Source organism: Leptospira selangorensis (assembly GCF_004769405.1).
GTDB lineage: Bacteria > Spirochaetota > Leptospiria > Leptospirales > Leptospiraceae > Leptospira_B > Leptospira_B selangorensis.
Window position 1 is genome coordinate 13,996 of sequence record NZ_RQES01000001.1, and the last position, 16,946, is coordinate 30,941.

20 protein-coding genes are annotated in these 16,946 nt (G+C 40.1%); 8 read left to right on the top strand and 12 right to left on the bottom strand.

The window, feature by feature from the left end:
- Nucleotides 1-4: 4 nt before the first annotated feature.
- Nucleotides 5-1,000, top strand: a complete 996-nt coding sequence (locus EHO58_RS00060) for a response regulator (RefSeq protein ID WP_135626981.1) — start codon at nucleotides 5-7, stop codon at nucleotides 998-1,000.
- Between the two features lie 3 nt (nucleotides 1,001-1,003).
- Here the strand turns inward: EHO58_RS00060 and EHO58_RS00065 are convergent, their stop codons facing one another.
- From EHO58_RS00065 to efp, 4 genes are all read right to left on the bottom strand, one after another.
- Entirely contained in the window at nucleotides 1,004-1,687 is a 684-nt protein-coding gene (locus EHO58_RS00065) for an SDR family NAD(P)-dependent oxidoreductase (RefSeq protein WP_135677869.1), read from the bottom strand.
- Between the two features lie 4 nt (nucleotides 1,688-1,691).
- The gene (gene mtnB / locus EHO58_RS00070; RefSeq protein WP_135626979.1) at nucleotides 1,692-2,327 is read right to left on the bottom strand and encodes a methylthioribulose 1-phosphate dehydratase; all 636 of its coding nucleotides are present in this window, start codon (nucleotides 2,325-2,327) and stop codon (nucleotides 1,692-1,694) included.
- Between the two features lie 3 nt (nucleotides 2,328-2,330).
- Nucleotides 2,331-2,864, bottom strand: coding sequence for a 1,2-dihydroxy-3-keto-5-methylthiopentene dioxygenase (locus EHO58_RS00075; RefSeq protein ID WP_135626978.1), 534 nt, complete (start codon nucleotides 2,862-2,864; stop codon nucleotides 2,331-2,333).
- Nucleotides 2,865-2,959: 95 nt separating this feature from the next.
- Nucleotides 2,960-3,526, bottom strand: coding sequence for an elongation factor P (gene efp / locus EHO58_RS00080; RefSeq protein WP_135626977.1), 567 nt, complete (start codon nucleotides 3,524-3,526; stop codon nucleotides 2,960-2,962).
- A gap of 178 nt (nucleotides 3,527-3,704) precedes the next feature.
- Between efp and EHO58_RS00085 the strand changes: the two genes are divergently transcribed.
- The 6 genes from EHO58_RS00085 (at nucleotide 3,705) to EHO58_RS00115 (ending at nucleotide 8,003) form a co-directional block, all read left to right on the top strand.
- Complete coding sequence (locus tag EHO58_RS00085) at nucleotides 3,705-4,613, top strand: phosphate ABC transporter substrate-binding protein (RefSeq protein WP_135626976.1); 909 nt, start codon at nucleotides 3,705-3,707, stop codon at nucleotides 4,611-4,613.
- A gap of 65 nt (nucleotides 4,614-4,678) precedes the next feature.
- Nucleotides 4,679-4,999, top strand: a complete 321-nt coding sequence (locus EHO58_RS00090; RefSeq protein ID WP_135677871.1) for a hypothetical protein — start codon at nucleotides 4,679-4,681, stop codon at nucleotides 4,997-4,999.
- A gap of 272 nt (nucleotides 5,000-5,271) precedes the next feature.
- Nucleotides 5,272-6,381, top strand: a complete 1,110-nt coding sequence (locus tag EHO58_RS00100; RefSeq protein WP_135677873.1) for a KamA family radical SAM protein — start codon at nucleotides 5,272-5,274, stop codon at nucleotides 6,379-6,381.
- Nucleotides 6,365-6,913 (top strand): hypothetical protein, encoded by a 549-nt coding sequence (locus EHO58_RS00105; protein ID WP_135677874.1) that lies wholly within the window; start codon nucleotides 6,365-6,367, stop codon nucleotides 6,911-6,913. The genes EHO58_RS00100 and EHO58_RS00105 overlap by 17 nt, the downstream gene beginning before the upstream one ends.
- A gap of 78 nt (nucleotides 6,914-6,991) precedes the next feature.
- Nucleotides 6,992-7,198, top strand: coding sequence for a hypothetical protein (locus EHO58_RS00110; protein ID WP_008589214.1), 207 nt, complete (start codon nucleotides 6,992-6,994; stop codon nucleotides 7,196-7,198).
- 49 nt (nucleotides 7,199-7,247) lie between these two features.
- Entirely contained in the window at nucleotides 7,248-8,003 is a 756-nt protein-coding gene (locus tag EHO58_RS00115) for a hypothetical protein (protein ID WP_135677876.1), read from the top strand.
- Here EHO58_RS00115 and EHO58_RS00120 read toward each other — a convergent pair.
- The gene (locus EHO58_RS00120; protein WP_135677878.1) at nucleotides 8,000-8,737 is read right to left on the bottom strand and encodes an SGNH/GDSL hydrolase family protein; all 738 of its coding nucleotides are present in this window, start codon (nucleotides 8,735-8,737) and stop codon (nucleotides 8,000-8,002) included. The genes EHO58_RS00115 and EHO58_RS00120 overlap by 4 nt on opposite strands.
- Before the next feature lie 9 nt (nucleotides 8,738-8,746).
- Nucleotides 8,747-10,330: a phytoene desaturase family protein gene (locus EHO58_RS00125; protein WP_135677880.1), complete on the bottom strand. Its 1,584-nt coding sequence runs from the start codon at nucleotides 10,328-10,330 to the stop codon at nucleotides 8,747-8,749.
- An 85-nt stretch (nucleotides 10,331-10,415) separates the two neighbouring features.
- Here EHO58_RS00125 and EHO58_RS00130 point away from each other — a divergent pair, with 85 nt between their 5' ends.
- Nucleotides 10,416-11,036: a TetR/AcrR family transcriptional regulator gene (locus EHO58_RS00130; RefSeq protein ID WP_135626969.1), complete on the top strand. Its 621-nt coding sequence runs from the start codon at nucleotides 10,416-10,418 to the stop codon at nucleotides 11,034-11,036.
- 75 nt (nucleotides 11,037-11,111) lie between these two features.
- On the opposite strand, the gene EHO58_RS00135 is transcribed toward EHO58_RS00130, so the two are convergent.
- From EHO58_RS00135 to EHO58_RS00160, 6 genes are read right to left on the bottom strand one after another with little or no spacing between them, the layout of a single operon-like run.
- Nucleotides 11,112-12,143 (bottom strand): SAM-dependent methyltransferase, encoded by a 1,032-nt coding sequence (locus EHO58_RS00135; protein WP_135677881.1) that lies wholly within the window; start codon nucleotides 12,141-12,143, stop codon nucleotides 11,112-11,114.
- Nucleotides 12,144-12,173: 30 nt separating this feature from the next.
- The gene (locus EHO58_RS00140) at nucleotides 12,174-12,965 is read right to left on the bottom strand and encodes a DUF1295 domain-containing protein (RefSeq protein ID WP_135677883.1); all 792 of its coding nucleotides are present in this window, start codon (nucleotides 12,963-12,965) and stop codon (nucleotides 12,174-12,176) included.
- Between the two features lie 25 nt (nucleotides 12,966-12,990).
- Nucleotides 12,991-13,473, bottom strand: coding sequence for a DUF2062 domain-containing protein (locus tag EHO58_RS00145; RefSeq protein WP_135626966.1), 483 nt, complete (start codon nucleotides 13,471-13,473; stop codon nucleotides 12,991-12,993).
- A complete protein-coding gene (locus EHO58_RS00150) occupies nucleotides 13,470-14,765 on the bottom strand; it encodes an SAM-dependent methyltransferase (protein WP_135626965.1) in 1,296 nt (431 codons plus the stop codon). The genes EHO58_RS00145 and EHO58_RS00150 overlap by 4 nt, the downstream gene beginning before the upstream one ends.
- The gene (locus tag EHO58_RS00155; protein WP_135626964.1) at nucleotides 14,752-15,534 is read right to left on the bottom strand and encodes a DUF1365 domain-containing protein; all 783 of its coding nucleotides are present in this window, start codon (nucleotides 15,532-15,534) and stop codon (nucleotides 14,752-14,754) included. The genes EHO58_RS00150 and EHO58_RS00155 overlap by 14 nt, the downstream gene beginning before the upstream one ends.
- Nucleotides 15,525-16,844 carry an NAD(P)/FAD-dependent oxidoreductase gene (locus EHO58_RS00160; protein ID WP_135677885.1) on the bottom strand — a complete coding sequence of 440 codons (1,320 nt, stop codon included), beginning with the start codon at nucleotides 16,842-16,844 and terminating at the stop codon, nucleotides 15,525-15,527. Before EHO58_RS00160 ends, EHO58_RS00155 begins: the two co-directional genes overlap by 10 nt.
- Nucleotides 16,845-16,946 lie beyond the last annotated feature (102 nt).

Below are 16,946 nucleotides of genomic sequence, written 5' to 3' on the forward strand. Positions count from 1 at the left end.
TAGAATGAGCCATCCACTTGATGACAGACCTAAAATTTTGGTCGTAGACGATGAAGCAGCAAACCTGCAAGTACTCAAACAAATATTACAAGAAGATTATAGACTTTTTTTCGCGAAAGACGGGATCAAAGCTATAGAATTAGCTATTTCAGAAAAACCAAATCTTATCCTTTTGGACGTGATGATGCCTGGAATGACCGGGCATGAAACCTGTAAAAAACTCAGAAACGAACCTTCTACTTCAAGAATGCCTGTGATTTTCGTGACGGCAATGGCGGAAGAAGAAGATGAGGCGGATGGTTTCGAAGCGGGAGCAGTAGACTATATTACAAAACCTGTAAGTCCTGCGATCGTTAAGGCAAGAGTAAAAACACATCTTTCTTTGGTCAGAAACGATGAGTTAAAGGAAACTAGGTTACAGATCATCCAAAGATTAGGACTGGCAGCGGAATACAAGGACAATGAAACAGGTCTTCATGTGATCCGAATGAGTCATTATTCTCAAACTCTAGCGAAGGCTTTAGGTTATTCTCAGGAAACTGCAGATAAAATTTTACATGCATCACCGATGCATGATATAGGTAAAATCGGGATCCCAGATAGTATATTACAAAAACCAGGTAAATTAGATCCGGAAGAATGGGATATCATGAAAACCCATCCTACTATAGGCGCGGAAATCATTGGAGATCATGATTCTTCCCTCTTAAAAATGGCAAAAAGTATCGCTTTAAACCACCACGAAAAATGGGATGGGAGCGGTTATCCGAACGGGATTAAAGGAGATACAATTCCGGTAGAAGCGAGGATCGTAACGATCGCGGACGTATTCGATGCGCTCACTACCGAAAGACCTTACAAAAAAGCCTGGAGTATAGAAGACGCGGTCAATCATATCCGAAAAGGTGCCGGATCTCATTTTGACCCAGGTCTTGTTCCTATCTTCTTAAATTTGATGCCTGATCTTTTAGCGATCAGAGAACGTTGGGCAGAAACCTAAAATTTAAAGTACACCTTTAGGTGGAAGAAAAAGTATCTCATCCTGGTTGAAACTTGCAGGAAGAGAATATAAACTTTCTAGAAAAATTGCAGCGTCCGACGCAGGTATCATATCTTCTCTTTTAAACCCTTCTCTTCCATCCCAAATTGGAGTATCGATCGCTCCTGCATATACGGTAGTCACTCTTATTCCACGATCCTTTACTTCTTCCCGAATTGCTTTTGCGAAACCGGCCAGACCATGTTTAGAAGCGCAATAAGGAGAAGATTCCGGAAATCCCTGTTTCCCCGCAGTGGAAGATATATAACATAGAAGAGATCCCTTCTTCATAGAAGGCAAAAGTTTAGAAGTTAGTAAAATAGGAGCACTTAAATTTAGGGTAAGATGTTTTTGAAGATCTTCCCATTCCAGATTTTCTATCTTTAAGAATAAGCCATCCCCGGAAGCGAAATAGATTGCATGAATCTCTTTCCAAAATCGCAAAAGTGAAGAAGTAAACTTGAGGATCTGGTCTTTGTCCCCCAGATCGCAAAGATAATTTGTCCCTTTTTCTAGATCTTTCTCCAAGGGGACTCCGCGTCTGGAGATCCCGATCGGAAAATATTCAGGATTTGTATTCAATTTTTCTAATAAAGATCTGCCGATCCCAGATCCGGCCCCGACTACCAGGATATTTTTGGGTTCCATGTTCTTACTTGGACATTGCCCGCACTTTTAGTATAAAATCCGCAGCTTCCAGATGTCGATTTGCCTGGATCAGATCTTTTCCCCAAACAGTAATCCCATGTTTTTCTATAACGCAAAATGGAACTCTGGGTTTTGCTTGAATGAGATGTTGTTCCAAATGGTCCGAGATATCTTGGACCTTAGGATAATTGTATAGAACAGGAACGGATACATTCGGATTCTCATCCCAAATACCGAATGCTTTTATAATTTCTAAAGGAAGAAGAGGCAGATCCTCAATAGGATTCTCTTTAGAAACTCCTATCTCGATCAGATTGGACTCAGGAGTATGAACATGAAGAGAACATCCCATTTCTGGAAATGCTTTATAAACTGCTCTGTGGATAGAAGTTTCAGCAGAAGGTTTCAGACCTTCTCTACCTTTCCAACCTTCTAATACTTTTCCAGATTCTATTTCTACAGGAAGAAAATCTTTTCGAGTCAGTTTGTTTTTATCCAAACCGCTTCCACTTACCCAGAATACGTTAGGATCTTTTTCATCTTTGATGGAAAGATTGCCTGCAGTTCCAGGCATCCATCCTTTAGAATGATATAGTACTCCTGACTCCGCAAGGCGGGCCAGGATTTTTTTTTGGGACATTCTTTAAACTAGAGCCGTAGTTTCTTCTACGTAATTAGGGACCCAGCCACTCATGTCCTGGAAATAACGGACTGCTTTGATCCTTTTGTTCTCGTCTAGAGTGAACCAGTGATTTGTGTTTTTAGGAACGGAGATGAAGTCGTCTTTTTCCACCCTTACTAAAAACTTTTCACCGGCAAGTGCGAATCCGAAAATCCCGGATCCGTCTACGATATAACGAACTTCGTCGTCGGTATGATAATGCACTTTATCAAATTTAGCTAACATCTCGTTTAAGCCGGGAACTTGCGGATGAAGAACGATTAGGTCTCTAGATTGATAACCTTCTTTCTCCTTCAATGTCTCGAAACGATTATCTAAATTTTTAAGAAGAGCTTCTTTCTCATCATCTACAAGAGTTAATTTATCCGTAAGAGAATTAGAGGCACTAGGAACCGGCCAATGATCGTACTCGATCCCTCTTTTATTTAGGAAAGATTTAACTTCAGTGTTGTCTTTGATTTCCGGTAGTCCCGGTTTTTGGATAATAGTCGCCATTCGCGCCCTCCTTTAGGTGGTGTCCCTTTTTTTAGCTCCGCACCCTCAAGCGGTAATTGCGGTCCCTTATATTTATGAGACCGCTTTATAAAACCTTATTTATTGACCCTCTCCACGTAGGTAAGATCTCTCAAGTCGATCCGGATAGAATCACCTTGTTTGATAAAAATAGGTACGTTAATCTCTCCGCCTGTTTCTACAGTTACTCTTTTGAGAGCGGTTCCAGAAGTATCACCTTTGAGACCTTCTTCTGCATAAGTTACTTGCAGGATAGCAAAGTTTGGAGGAATCACTCCGATTGGTTTACCTTCATAGAAGGAAACTTCCATAGCAGTTTCTTCTTTTAAGAATGGAAGGATGTCCTCTAAGTATTCTTTAGAAACCGGAAGTTGTTCGAAGTCATTCGTGTCCATGAAGATGATATCATCACCCTCGGAATAACAGATGGTCATCTGTCTCTTTTCCAATTCTACGGATTCTAATTTTTCCGCAGCCTTGAAGGTTCTTTCGATGGAGCTACTACGAACCAAGTTCTTTAATTTTGTGCGGATGAAGGCAGAACCCTTTCCCGGATTCACGAATTCGCTTTTTACAACGGAATAAAGTTCTCCTTCTACCTTGAGAACCATTCCTTTTCTAACTTCAGTAATGCCTAAGTTCATAAACGACCTAAATAAAAAATACGCTACTTCTATATCCTTGCGGGAAGGCCGGGTGTCAAGCGATGTACTCAGGCTCTCTCGTTAATTGTAATATTTCAAGGCCAAAATCCGTTCGACTTTTCGCCTTATAAGAGGAGAATCCCCTTTTGGAAAAGATTTCCGGAGAACCAAAGACTCGATGAAACAAAAATTAACGCTATTACTCCTTCTGTTTACCGTCCTAACGGTTGCCAATTGCAAAAAAGAACCCTTACTGATCACGGGGTCCGAAACCATGCATACTTTATTGAACGTGGTAGCAGCCGGATACGCTAAGAAGAATTCTAATATAGAAGTGACCGTCCAAGGAGGAGGTTCCTTCGAAGGGATTGAAAAATTATTCGAAGCCAAGACGGACATAGCCGCTTCTTCCAGACCTTTAACTCCTGAAGAACAAACCCAGTTCGAAAGAAAAGGAAGATTCGAGAATGTACTGATCGGCTATGATGGGATCGCTGTAGTAGTGAATCCGGCAAACTCTGTTTCTAAACTTACCTTAGAACAAATCTCCAAAATATTCTCCGGGGAGATAAAAGATTGGTCCCAAGTAGGTGGAAAACCAGGACCGATCCATGTGGTACTTCGAAACGATAAGAGTGGAACTGCAGCTTATTTCGAAACTCATATTCTAAGACAGAGAGACTTAGGAGAAAAAGAATACCAAACTTTTAAGAAGAAAGAATTCACGAATGATTCCAAGGTAGTTGCGGATAACGATGAGATGGCAGATCTGATCGAGAAAGATACCGCATCCGTTGGATTTATGGGAATGGGAAGCGCTCAGATCCAGAACAAAGGAAAAGTGAAAGCAGTTCCTTATTCCAAAACCGGGAAAGATCCTTTTGTGGAGCCGAGCATCCAAAACGTTTCCGAAAGAAAATACAAACTCTCTAGAGGTTTGTACCTATTTTATCTCTCCGATAGAGGTAAAAAAATTGATGAGTTCATTACTTATATCACTTCGGAAGAAGGACAGGCTATGGTGCTGAAAAGCGGCTATTTAAGAAGTACTTTAAGTACTGTAGAAGTAGAAGCGATCAAACCATAAATTCCGATTTTCTTCCCGAAAAAAGGTTGCGAAAGCCGTTTTGTTCCGTCTAAGGTTAGATAGATATGAAGCGGCTTTGGCTTTTACCTCTGATCTTATTCATGGTACTCGCCCTCTTCAGTGAGGTCGTGGCCAGAGATTATAGTTCCGCCAAAAGTTATTCCTTCCAAAAAAAATCAAGAACCCAATCTTTCAGAGATGGTGATGACCAAGGACTTCCGTCCTTATTCTCCACGAGTGCAGACGATGCAGTCATCGGATTAATCACCAAATTCTCCCAGTCAGCTTCCGGATTAAAGAGTAGCCTTCTTCCGAATGACTCAGATCGCAATTTTTACTTTCACACCCTAGCTTATCGTTATCTTTTCCTTCCCCCTCCGGTCTGACCGGTTTTCATTCTGTAAGTCCTCGGGAGGACTTTTCCCCGTAAAAAGCATGAATGCGGTTTCGGGCAAAAATTCCGCTTCGGCAAAAATAGAAAACGGGAAATCTAGCTCATCCTTCTCCTAAGTCTCCAACTTTAATAGATGGGCATTCTCCTTGAGGTTATATAAATAAACGACTCGAATGGAAACCTATGTTTGGTTTCCTTCTTTTTTATACGGATACTCGGTTGACTAGAATTGCAGGCGTGAGAATCCATCAGTAAGAGGACTTCTTGGAACTCGTTTCATCACATCCAAAACAAAAGAAAGTTTCCGAATCGGAATGGTTGGATTGGAAATGGCAGATCCAAAATCGGATCAAAGATGGATCCGAACTGGAAAATTACATCCGGATCAATTCTGAAGAAAAAGAAGCATTACTCGCTTGCTCGGATGTGTTCAGCTTCTCCGCTACTCCTTATTATTTGAATCTCGCAGATCCGGAAGATCCGAACTGCCCTATTCGATTACAAGTTTTACCAAGAAAAGAAGAGTTACATACAAGAGCCTGGGACAGAAGAGATCCGCTGGCAGAAGAATCCTATATGCCAGTCAAAGGAGTGACTCATCGTTATCCGGATAGAGCACTTTGGTATCTATCTCATGTATGTGCAGTCTATTGTAGATTCTGCACCAGAAAAAGAAAGGTATCCCAATCTGCAGACACGCCAGGCTCCGAAGATTGGAAAGATGCAATCCGTTATTTTAGAGAACATACTGAGATCAAAGAAGTAATCCTTTCAGGAGGAGATCCTTTAAATCTTTCTGATTCAAAACTAGATTATCTTCTGGGCGAATTAAAATCTATTCCACATATCAATCAGGTTCGTATCCATACGAGATACCCTGTTACACTTCCTATGAGGATTACGTCGGAACTCTGTCAGGTGCTCAAAAAACATTTTCCGATCTATCTGGTAACACATTTCAATCATTCCAAAGAGCTTACTGAGCTTGTAAAAGAAAGGATCGGGATGCTCGCGAAAGAAGGTGCAGTAACCGTTCTAAACCAGGCTGTACTTTTGAAAGGGATCAATAATTCTGTAGGAGCTTTGACAGATTTATTCTACGGACTGACCAAAATCGGGATCAAACCGTATTATTTGCACCAATGCGACGAGGTATTCGGATCTTCTCATTTTAGGGTCCCTATAGAAGAAGGTGTGGAACTCATGAAACAGATCCGAGGAAGTATCAGCGGACTGAGCGTTCCGTTATATGTGGTGGATCTGACAGGAGGAGGAGGAAAAGTACCTCTACCTGCGAACTATCTGGAAGAAACCAAAACTTCTTCTTATGTATTTCGAAATTATAAAGGAGATCTGTATGAGATCGGTTTTTAGAAGTATCATTCTACTTATATCCGCCCTGGCCTTCTCAGAATGCAAAAGCCACCAGGAGAATCCGACCTCGGTCGTAGCTGAAAATCCGTCGGCACTTCGACTCAATTATGATGTAGTATATTATACAGGCGGACATTCCGTTTTACTCAACTCAGGAAGATTATTCGCCAGGGGACTCTTCTACGAATGTAAAGTATCCGACACGAATTCCAATTTCGAAAGTTTCCGGGCTTCTTCTTACACTGAGGATAATTCAAACGATTTCAGACAATTGGTATCCGAAACAGACCAGGCAAAATTCAATTCCAGACAATTCCAATATTTCCCAATCGGGGAAAATTCCAGGGCCACAGTATTTTCTGGCTGCGCCAAAGGATCGGGAGCGGAAAAATGTTACGTCCGTTGGGAGTGGCAAAAAGAAGCGTTCATATTCGTGTTCGAAACCCAATTGGAAAACAAAAAGGGACTGGGTACCGCGGAATTAGGAAAAGAATTCCACGAATTCGTAAGCCGGGGAATAAAAGCGTTTTAAAAGTGTATTTTCTTGACCGATTTTGATCCGGAAAGTATGTTATCCGGCGGGGAGAAGAGATCCCGAGGATAAGATAGAATGTGGTTAAAATTGGGGGATACCGAGGTCATTAATCTAGACTATATCTCCTCCATCAAAAAGAACATGGCGGCAAACTCGATAGAGATCACCTACCATGACTTCAACCACGTAAAATCGCTTCCTTTCGGAGATCCGGAAGATAGAGATCGGGCCTACAAAGCCATTTTGGAAAACCTTTCCAGGATGCGTTTGTTTTTCGAATAGTATATCTTCTAATATTCCTAAGAGTAGAGACCAAAGCGATTCTAAAGCCATGGAACGAATTAAAGAAAATCTATCCAGCGTCTCCTCCCTAAAACCATTCGAACTCATATTTTTCGGTTCCAGACAAAGAAGAGAAGGAGACGAATCTTCCGACTTCAACTTTCTTGTGCTCGCAGATCCTTCCGATCAGCTCAAAGGAAATTTTATCCGAGAGATCAACCGAGCGATGGAGCCACTCCAAAGCCAGGGACAGGTAAACTTACTCGCTGCAGACTGGGACGGATTCCGCACCAGGATGAGAAGTTACGACCCGGGAGCCATCCATATCTGCGAACTGGGCGAACCTTATTTCGGTTCGGAATACTTTCCAGTCATCAAAGAAGAATGGGATAAACTTAAATCCGAGCCTATCGACGGAAACACCGCAGGCAAATATTTAAGAAAACGTTATAGATTCTATAAAGGTATCGTTCCTCGCAATACTAAGGAAGACGTGGTCCGGATGGAAAGACTTCTGACAGTCTATCTCCAAAACTGGATGTTCCGACATATCGAAGATCTTGGGATCGCAGAGATAGTAAACTCGGATATCCCTTCCAGGATCGGGCCGATGTTCCGTGCGCTTTATTCAAAGGAAGCCAAAGGAAACACTTTGGAACTACTATCGCTATATGAAGAAGTTCTAAAATTGAAAAAGGAACTGCGTTCTCCGGAGTCCCCTTTCTCCGTAGAAAGATTCAACCAGCTCAAAGAAACTTTACGCTTCGAAGAAAAAGAAATTCGAATTTTAAAACTGAACTATTAAGATTTAGTTGCCGCGGCCAAAATTGAATCCGCGATTTCTTCTCCCCAAATAGAACAACCTTTTATTGAAGGATGGAATCCATCCGAACAAAAGATTCCGTCTGGAGAAAGTGATCCGATCTTTCTCATCGGAATATGAAATACATTTTCTAACTTCGCAGAAAGATAAGAAGAAGCCTGGTCCAAAAGTCTGGCCTTCCAACCTAAAACAAATCTCATAGTCTTAGGTAAGGCTGGGAAAATACCGAGAGGTGGAACTCCTGCAATAAATACTGGAGCGCTCGGATATTTTGTCCTACAAAGATCGATCAGATCCTGCAGATCAGAAGACCATTTTTTCTGGGAATTCAATTTCACTACATCATTAGCGCCCAAAGCAATAACGATCGCATCCGGAAAAGATTCAGGCAAACGAGATCCAAACTTTTCCTTTGCTTCCTCCAAAGTGATCCCACTTTGTCCTATCGCTTTCCAAAAGATCTTCCTTCCGCTCTTGTTTTTAAGAGCAGAAGCAATTTGGCCGGTCAAAGAACTTTTATAGTCTGGAATTCCCACACCTGCAACGGTAGATTCTCCCAAAACCAAAAGATGGAATGGATTAGAACCAGGAAATTCCCCAAAGTTTGGGCCGGAAGCTTCCGGCAAACGAGGGATCCTTTTACGAGCCTTCAACCCCTGCCATATAAGTACAGGGGATAAGAGAAGGCTCGTAGTATAAAACGGGATCTCTCTCATTAGAATTTTCTAATTTCTTAATTCTCTCAATAAATTTGCGTTGCCGGTTACTGCAAGAGCAGCAGCTAAACCCCCCATCATCGCACCTGCAATTCCAGGAGAAGCTGCATCCGCACCGGTTAAATATAGACCCTCAACCGGAGTTCTAACATCAAACCAAGGACATTTTTCCTTCTTATATCTTTCAGGCACACAAGCCAAACCATAGATTGCGCCGTCAGGATGTGAAGTAAAATGTTCATTCGTAATCGGAGTGGAAAGTTCCGCAAATTCGACCAATTTAGTAAGACCAGGAAATCTGGACTCCAATGTGGTAAGGATACGATTTATGATCCTCTCCTTAAATCCCTTATACTCCTCTCCTCTTTTCTTCCAAGGTTCGTCTTTCCATTCTGCAAAATTAGAATAATCCGTGAATGTGATAACATCCATCGTATGGGACTTAGCTTCCGGGTTTTTTAAACTTGGAAAGGAAAGATATAGATTCGGGATCTCATCACTTTCGGAAAGCCAATCATTCCTTTCTGAAAAATTCTTATCATGATCAGGAGAAGCGAAAATCCAATAGTTCTCCCCTTTAAATCCGAATTTCGCAGGACTCTCGGAAAGACCAAGATAGAGGCAAATACTTGTAGTCATTCTTTCTCTATTATAAAAATCTTTTAGATCCTTTCTGAAAGAAATCGGATAGGAATCAGGGATCAATTTTGTATAAGTAGGATAAGCTCCCGCGCAGGAGATTACCACCGGAGCGAAAAAGTCGCGCTCATGACCTTCTCCTCTTAATGCTTTTGCTTTTACCCCTACTACCTTTCCATCCTTGATCAGGATTTCCTTTGCTTCTACAGAAGATAAAACCGCACCACCATTCTCTTGTAAGATAGGTTCTATTGTATCGAAAATTTTACCGGCGCCTCCGACTGGATAATAACCTCCGTTAATATAATGCTGAACCAGTGTAGCATGCATCGCAAAAGCAACTTTAGAAGGTGGAAGTCCATAATCACCCCATTGAGCGGCCAAAATTCCCTTCAAATCATCACTCTTAAAATTTTTATCGAAATAATCCTTGAGAGTTACTACATTTCCTTCTCCTAATATTCCAATGAGAGAATCCAAAGGTGGAGGAGAAAGTCTCATCATGATCGCCTTTCCAAAAAGGACTGAAATTTTTCTAATATCCTTTAAATATCTTTCGATAGCTTCCTCTTCTTCCGGGAATTGGCTAATCAGATCCGATTTGAATTTTTCCGGATTTCCATAAATATCAAAATTTCGAGTAGGGAAAACCAAACGTTCAAAAGGATCCGGCATTCTTTTCCAAGCGAGTTGTCCACGAGTGATCTTATCCGAGATCTTCTTACAAAGTCCGCCTTCATGCATATCACCCACATAATGAATTCCCACATCCCAATGATACTTTCCTTGTTTTCTTTGGAACTCGTGAGTAAAACCGCCCGGCTGGAAATGTTTTTCCAGAACCAAAATTTTCTTACCCGCAGATTGGGCCAAAAGACTTGCGGTGGTTAGGCTTCCCATTCCGGAACCTATAAATATAATATCGAATTCGTTTCCTACTTGATCAATATTCATTGACAAAACCTCTTATTCGCATTCAATGTGAACACTGAACACATTCAGTTTTATAATTTCACCCTTTAATGTAATACATGTCAACATGAAAAATTCCCAAGAAAAAAATTCATACCACCACGGAGACCTAAAAAGGGCCTTATTGGATGCTTCCATTAAGATCTTAAAAGAAGAAGGTTATAAGGCCCTAAGCCTCAGAAAAGCCGCAACCCTGGCCGGAGTCAGCCAATCCGCACCTTATAGACATTATCCAGATTTAGAATCTTTATACGCAGACATCGCAGAAGAAGGATTTAAGATCTTAGCAGAAAGACAAAAAAGACTGAGAGCAAAATATAAAAAAAGACCCTTGCTACTATTCAGAGAATCCGGGGTTTCTTATGTAGAATTCGCATTAGAAAATCCTGATCTATTTCGAATCATGTATGGGAACCAGATCGAAAGCCATCTGAAATATGATTCGCTGATCAAAACGGAAGATGAAACTTTTCAGATCATAGTAGATATCATCAAAGATTGTCAAAAAGCAGGACTGATCCCGGAAGGAAATGCAGAAAAAGCGGCCACATCCGCTTGGACAATGGCACATGGAGTTGCAGTATTATTGTCCGGCCAACAGATGATGTTTCGATCTATCGAGATCAAACAAGCAAGAAAGATCACTAAGGATTTAATTCAGTTTTTATATACTGGATTAAAGGCCTAGTTCGCAATTTAGTCGCGGAATTGCGGACTCATTGGCTACTGTGCAAAGGTTGCAAACCTATATGCGAAGGATATTTCATCTTTTATCAAAAAGATAATGGGAGACGATCCATTCTTCTCCGTTTTTGTATTTCCAAAGTTCTGCACATGCCATAAAGAAAGTTTTCCAATAAACAAACCATTTCACTGCTTGTTCTTTGCCATAGGTTTCTTCTAAAATTTGTAAAATTTCTTTTTTATTTTTATACATATTGGAAAGCCAAGCTTCCGAAGTAAGAGCGTAATTATTTCCGTTTACAACCCATTGGTCGGAGATCTGAAAATCCTTTTGGAAATATAAAAACAGATCATGAGAAGGCATCTGCCCTCCCGTAAAAAAGTATTTTGCCATCCAATCAGTATCATCTACAATTTCAAAAGGATAAGCGAATTTTTTATGAGTGAATATATGTACGAAAAACTTTCCTTTCGGTTTTAGAAAAGTAGCCAACTTTTGAAATAGAACCTCATAGTTTTTCATATGCTCTAACATTTCGATAGAAATGATACGATCAAATTTAAGATTCGTTTTAAATACATTCATATCTGAAGTAATAATATTCAGGTTTTTTAAACCTCTTTTTTTAGCCTCAGAATCTATGAACTTTTTTTGGCTTTTGGAATTGGAAACCCCTGTTACTTTGCATTTCGGATACTTCTCTGCTACATAGAGAGAAAGAGATCCCCAACCACAACCCAGGTCCAAAACATTCATTCCGTTTTCGAGTTCGGCCCTTTTACAAGTCAGATCCAACATCGCTCTTTCTGATTCGTCTATTCCAATATCGTGAGAAGTCCAGTAACCTGAGCTGTACTTCATATATTTTCCCATCACCAATTTAAAAAAAGAAGAAGGTACCTCATAGTGCTGTTCATTTGCAGCCTTAGTATCAATTGCAATAGGAGATTGTTTTAAAGAATTTACATATTGGATCAGATGTTCCTGATTCTTTTCCAGATTGCCTTTGTCTTCCATACGAAGCCTAAGACGTAGAAGCTGGCGTATTCTGAATCGGATCAACCAATCCGGGAAAACATCTTTTTCCATTAGAGTATAGATCAGGCTCATATTTAAGTTTTCCTATATTTTAATATGGATCTACTTTTTAGGAAACCAAGGGAAGAATGCACTTGTCCTGGATTTGTATTCCAAGTACAGATTTCCTTTTGATTTTAATTGTCCGATCTCATTCAGGGGAATACCTGTGATCTTAGTTAGAAGAATAAACATCACTAATGGAGAAATAAGGCCGATCCATCCCCAAGGAGAAGCAAGAGAGACCAAACCGAAAGAAATCCAGATCACCCATTCGAAAAAATAATTCGGATGCCTACTATATCTCCAGAGCCCAGCATCGCAAACTTTTCCTTTATTCGCAGGATCTAATTTGAATTCCGCTAATTGGAAATCCGCGACCGATTCTCCCCAAAGGCCAATTACAAATACGCAAAGACCTATCACTTCCAATGGATGCGTTTGGATAGAAGGATTCAGAGCAGGAAAAAGAAAAGGAAGACTTAAGATCGTTCCAAGAACTCCTTGGAACTGAAATACATTGGTGAAAAATTTTCGATCCACCTGATTCCCGTATTCTTTGCGAAATTCGGTATACCTTGCATCCTCATGTCCTGTTAGAACTCTTGTGGTAAATATAAAATAAGAAAGTCTCCATCCCCAAACCGTTGCCATAAAAGCAAAGATAGCCTTTCTTACCGAAAAAGCATCGCCTAATAAAAAATATACGATCGCAACCGTGGAAATACAAAGTCCCCATCCCACATCTACGATCGAATAATTTTTAATCAATTTCCCGATCAACCAAAGTAGACTCATCAAAAAGAATATAACCACCCAAGCGCTGAACATTAAGGACACGGCTTTTTCGTACATTAGAATGCTCCGATATACATGGATTTTATTTGCGGACGATCTGGTTCGCTTTTTTGACCAGGATTAATAATAGAAAATAGGAAATCACCGCAGGAATAGGAACCATACAAGTCCAACCAAGAACGGCATATCCTGCAGTATGTGAAAGACCTTCCCATACCCCCGAACTGTCTCCTTCTATAAGTTTATACGCCCAAGTCAGATCCAGTTCCTTACCCGACAAATGAGCACCTAATTTTAAAAAAGGAATAATTAGAAAAACTTGAAATGGATACATCGCGTAATTTGCGATCTGAATGGAGACCGGATTCAATCTTAATACAAAACCTAAGAAAGCGCATAATGCCATTGTAGTCCCGATCAAAGGGAAAATACCGATTGCCCCGCCGATTGCCAAAGATAAAGCAATCTTTTCCGGACTGGTCCCTGTTTTTAATTCTTCTAGGATCCTTGCTTTAGTCTTAGCTAAAAAGGAAGGTTTCGATTCTTGGTCTTCTAATTTTGTCACTGGGAATTCAATCCGAGATTATTCGGCCTAGTATATACTACCTGCACCACGCTGATATTTCTCATATGGAAGGCTGCAGCGCAATACGAAAAATAATATCTCCACTTGCGCAAAAAGGATTCATCATAGCCCATACTTCTGATGGCAGGAAGATTTTCTTCGAATCCCTTATGCCAAGACATGAGAGTTTGATCGTAATATTTACCTATATCTTCCAATTCGTGTAAAAACATATCACCGGTCTTATTGATCGCTTCGTTGATCCTTGCAATAGAAGGCAAAAGTGATCCAGGGAAAATATGTTTTTGTATAAAATCCACACCCTTTCTGAAAGATTCATATCTAGAATCCGGGCAAGTAATGATCTGGTGAGCCATGAGTCCGTCTTTTTTTAAAACCCTATGACACATCCGAAAGAAATCTTCGAAATATTCGTGACCGACTGCTTCTAACATTTCTACAGTCACGATCTTATCGTAGGAGCCCTGCACTTTCCTGTAATCTTCCAGTCGGACTTCGATCTTATCTTCTAGACCCATATCGGAAATTTTTGCTTTTGCAAATTTGTATTGTTCTTCCGAGATCGTGTAAGAAGTCACTTTGCATCCATAATTTTTAGCGGCATAGGTAGAGAACGCACCCCAACCTGTTCCTATCTCCAAAAGATGATCGGAAGCCTTGAGTTTCAGTTTTTTGCATAAATTCTCTATCTTCGCAATCTGCGCTTCTTCCAAAGTTTTTGACTTATCGGCAAAATAAGCACAGGAGTAAGTCATCGTAGGATCTAAGAATTTTTTATAAAAATCATTTCCTAAATCGTAATGTTCTGAAATATTCTTCTTACTTCCTCGAACTGAATTATTTCTGAACAAATGCAAAAGTCGATTTCCTAGATTCATTAACGTAAGATGAATGAAATTTTTGTTAGAACCACTGACAGAAGGAGTACTTTCTATATTTAATAAGAACCAACATATGATCGCACGAATATCATCCGTGTCCCAGTCGCCGTCCATATAAGATTCTGCAAGCCCAAGATCACCGTACAATACCAGCTTTTTGAAAAACTTTCTGTCTTTCACTTGTAAGATCGCGTGATGAAACTCAGAAGGATCGGAAGAATTAGGATTTCCTAAATATCTTTGCCCTCCGTCCGGAAAAAGGATCCGTAAAGATCCCCTTTGCATTCCTGATAATGCGGAGAAGAAGATCCTTTCATAAAAACCTAAAGTTCCGATCTCGGAACCTGCACTTTCCAACGGTTCTACTTTTGCAATATTATCGCCTTCCAAGATGCAATCCTCTTTGTTTGTCTAATCCTTCATTCTTTCGAATGAAAGGAAGTTTTTTCAGGTAAAGAAGTAATGCCTGCCAATGGATAAGTCCGATCACTTTTAAGGTTACAAAAGGATATTTTACAAACATCCAGATTAGATTTAGATCAGTAAGATCCGAAACCTTTCCGGTATAAGTTGTCACCATGACCCTTTCTCCATTTTCGAAAGCGTCTATCCTTAAGTTTATCCTTCCGCCTTGGGGAGGATTTAAATGAAATTCAAACTCCGAGTCCAAACTGACAAATGGAGACACATAGAAGAACTTCCCTTCTTTCTTTTTAAATCCTTTTTGATCAAAGGATCCTTTTCCAAGGAAGAATAACTTCATTTCTCCGAATGTATTTCCAACCTCAGCAACGGCACATATTGGATTTCCGTCTTTGCCCTCGGCAAAATAAAATGATACCGGATTAAAGACGTAGCCGAATACTCTTAGATTGGTGATTAGCGTTACCTTTTCTACCTTCTCTTTGACTCCTTCCTGTCTTAAGTACTCTAAAAAATTTTCTTTTATACCTTCTTTTCCGAAGTTTAAATGATCGGTATCCTTAAAAGAAAATACTCGAAATTTATTATTTCCAATCATCCATAAACGATCGTTTACTAAATCAAGCTCGTCCAGATCCAGCTGGAATGTAAAGATCCCGTAATTGAACCTATTCGGTTTGGGGATTTTACGATCGTGCATTACCCTGGCTTCGACTATTTTGGAATTTAGTCCCATACCTTCCTTCCAAGTAAGGTCTCTGATAATTCTTTAGCGGACCAAAAAGCATCCTCATGGAATCCATATCTAAAATAACTTCCGCAGAAATAGATAGGTCCCTTTCGATTCAGTTCGGATAATCTTCCTTGGGCTTTCAAAGAACCGACGTGAAAAAGAGGATGTTCATATTGTATCCTTTTCAAGATTTTTTTAGGATCCACAAGCCCAGGATCTCCTATAGATAGAAAATAATCCTTTTTCTTTGACACTCCCTGCAAGCTGTTCATCCAATAAATCGTATGAGGTCGGATCTGACCTTGGATCCGGTCCATTCTATAATTCCAAGAAGACCAAGTAGATCTTGTATTCGGCATTACGGAATCATCCGTATGTAAGGTCGCAATATTCTCCTGGTACTCAAACTGAGATAATAATTCTTTCTGCAAAGATGTCGGCTTTTTTAGAATAGATAAGGAACTGTCTGCATGGCAGGCAAGTACGACCTTATCGAATATTTCGGACTTCTTTCCTTTGATAATAAGTTTGGCCTTCCCAGTCGGAGTAGTTTCCACACCTAACACTTGTGAGTTGGTATGAAATCTGTCTTTATTGGATGAAAGTAATCTTTTAACATATTCGATAGAGCCACCGTCTACTGTGTACCATTGGTGCTGAGTGTTTAGTCCCAAAAATCCGTGATTTAAGAAGAAACGAACCAAGGAGTAAGCGGGAAACTCCAACATCAGATCTTCCGGAGTAGACCAAACCGCAGAACTCATTGGCACAAGATAGTAAGTCAAAAGATCGTGATGATACCCTTCTTCTTTTATGTATCTCTGCAGAGAATATTCTTTATATTTTGGATCCTGTAATATCTTAGGAGACTCATCATTGAAACGATTTATATTCAAGAGCAAACGTAAAAAACGAAAATTGAATATATTCTTTTTTTGAGCAAATAGACCGTTCAACCCCGAACCACAGAATTCCAGTTTATCCGGAACATGTTGCACACTGAATGACATACTGGTCTTTTTTGTAGGCACATTCAATTCTTCGAAAAAACGTTTTAAATTCGGATAAGTGACATGATTGAATACTATAAATCCGGTATCTATCGGGACCTTTTTGTTTTCTTCCGGTACGAATACTGTGTTTGTATGACCTCCGACATAGTCAGCTTTTTCGAAAACGGTAATATCATAATGGTCCCTTAAAAAATAAGAGCAGCCCATTCCGGCAACGCCAGAACCTACGATTGCAAGTTTTTCCTTTTTTCGGTTAGAAGTCTTTGGGGACTTCTTCTTGAGGGGAGAATTCTTTTTCAAAATCTTCCTTCTTCCTTTCTGGTTTTGTATTGTTGGAGTTCCTTCTTATAGATAGGTCTTAAGAAGGCTTTTCTATAGACTTGGCTTGTACCTTTTGGGTTT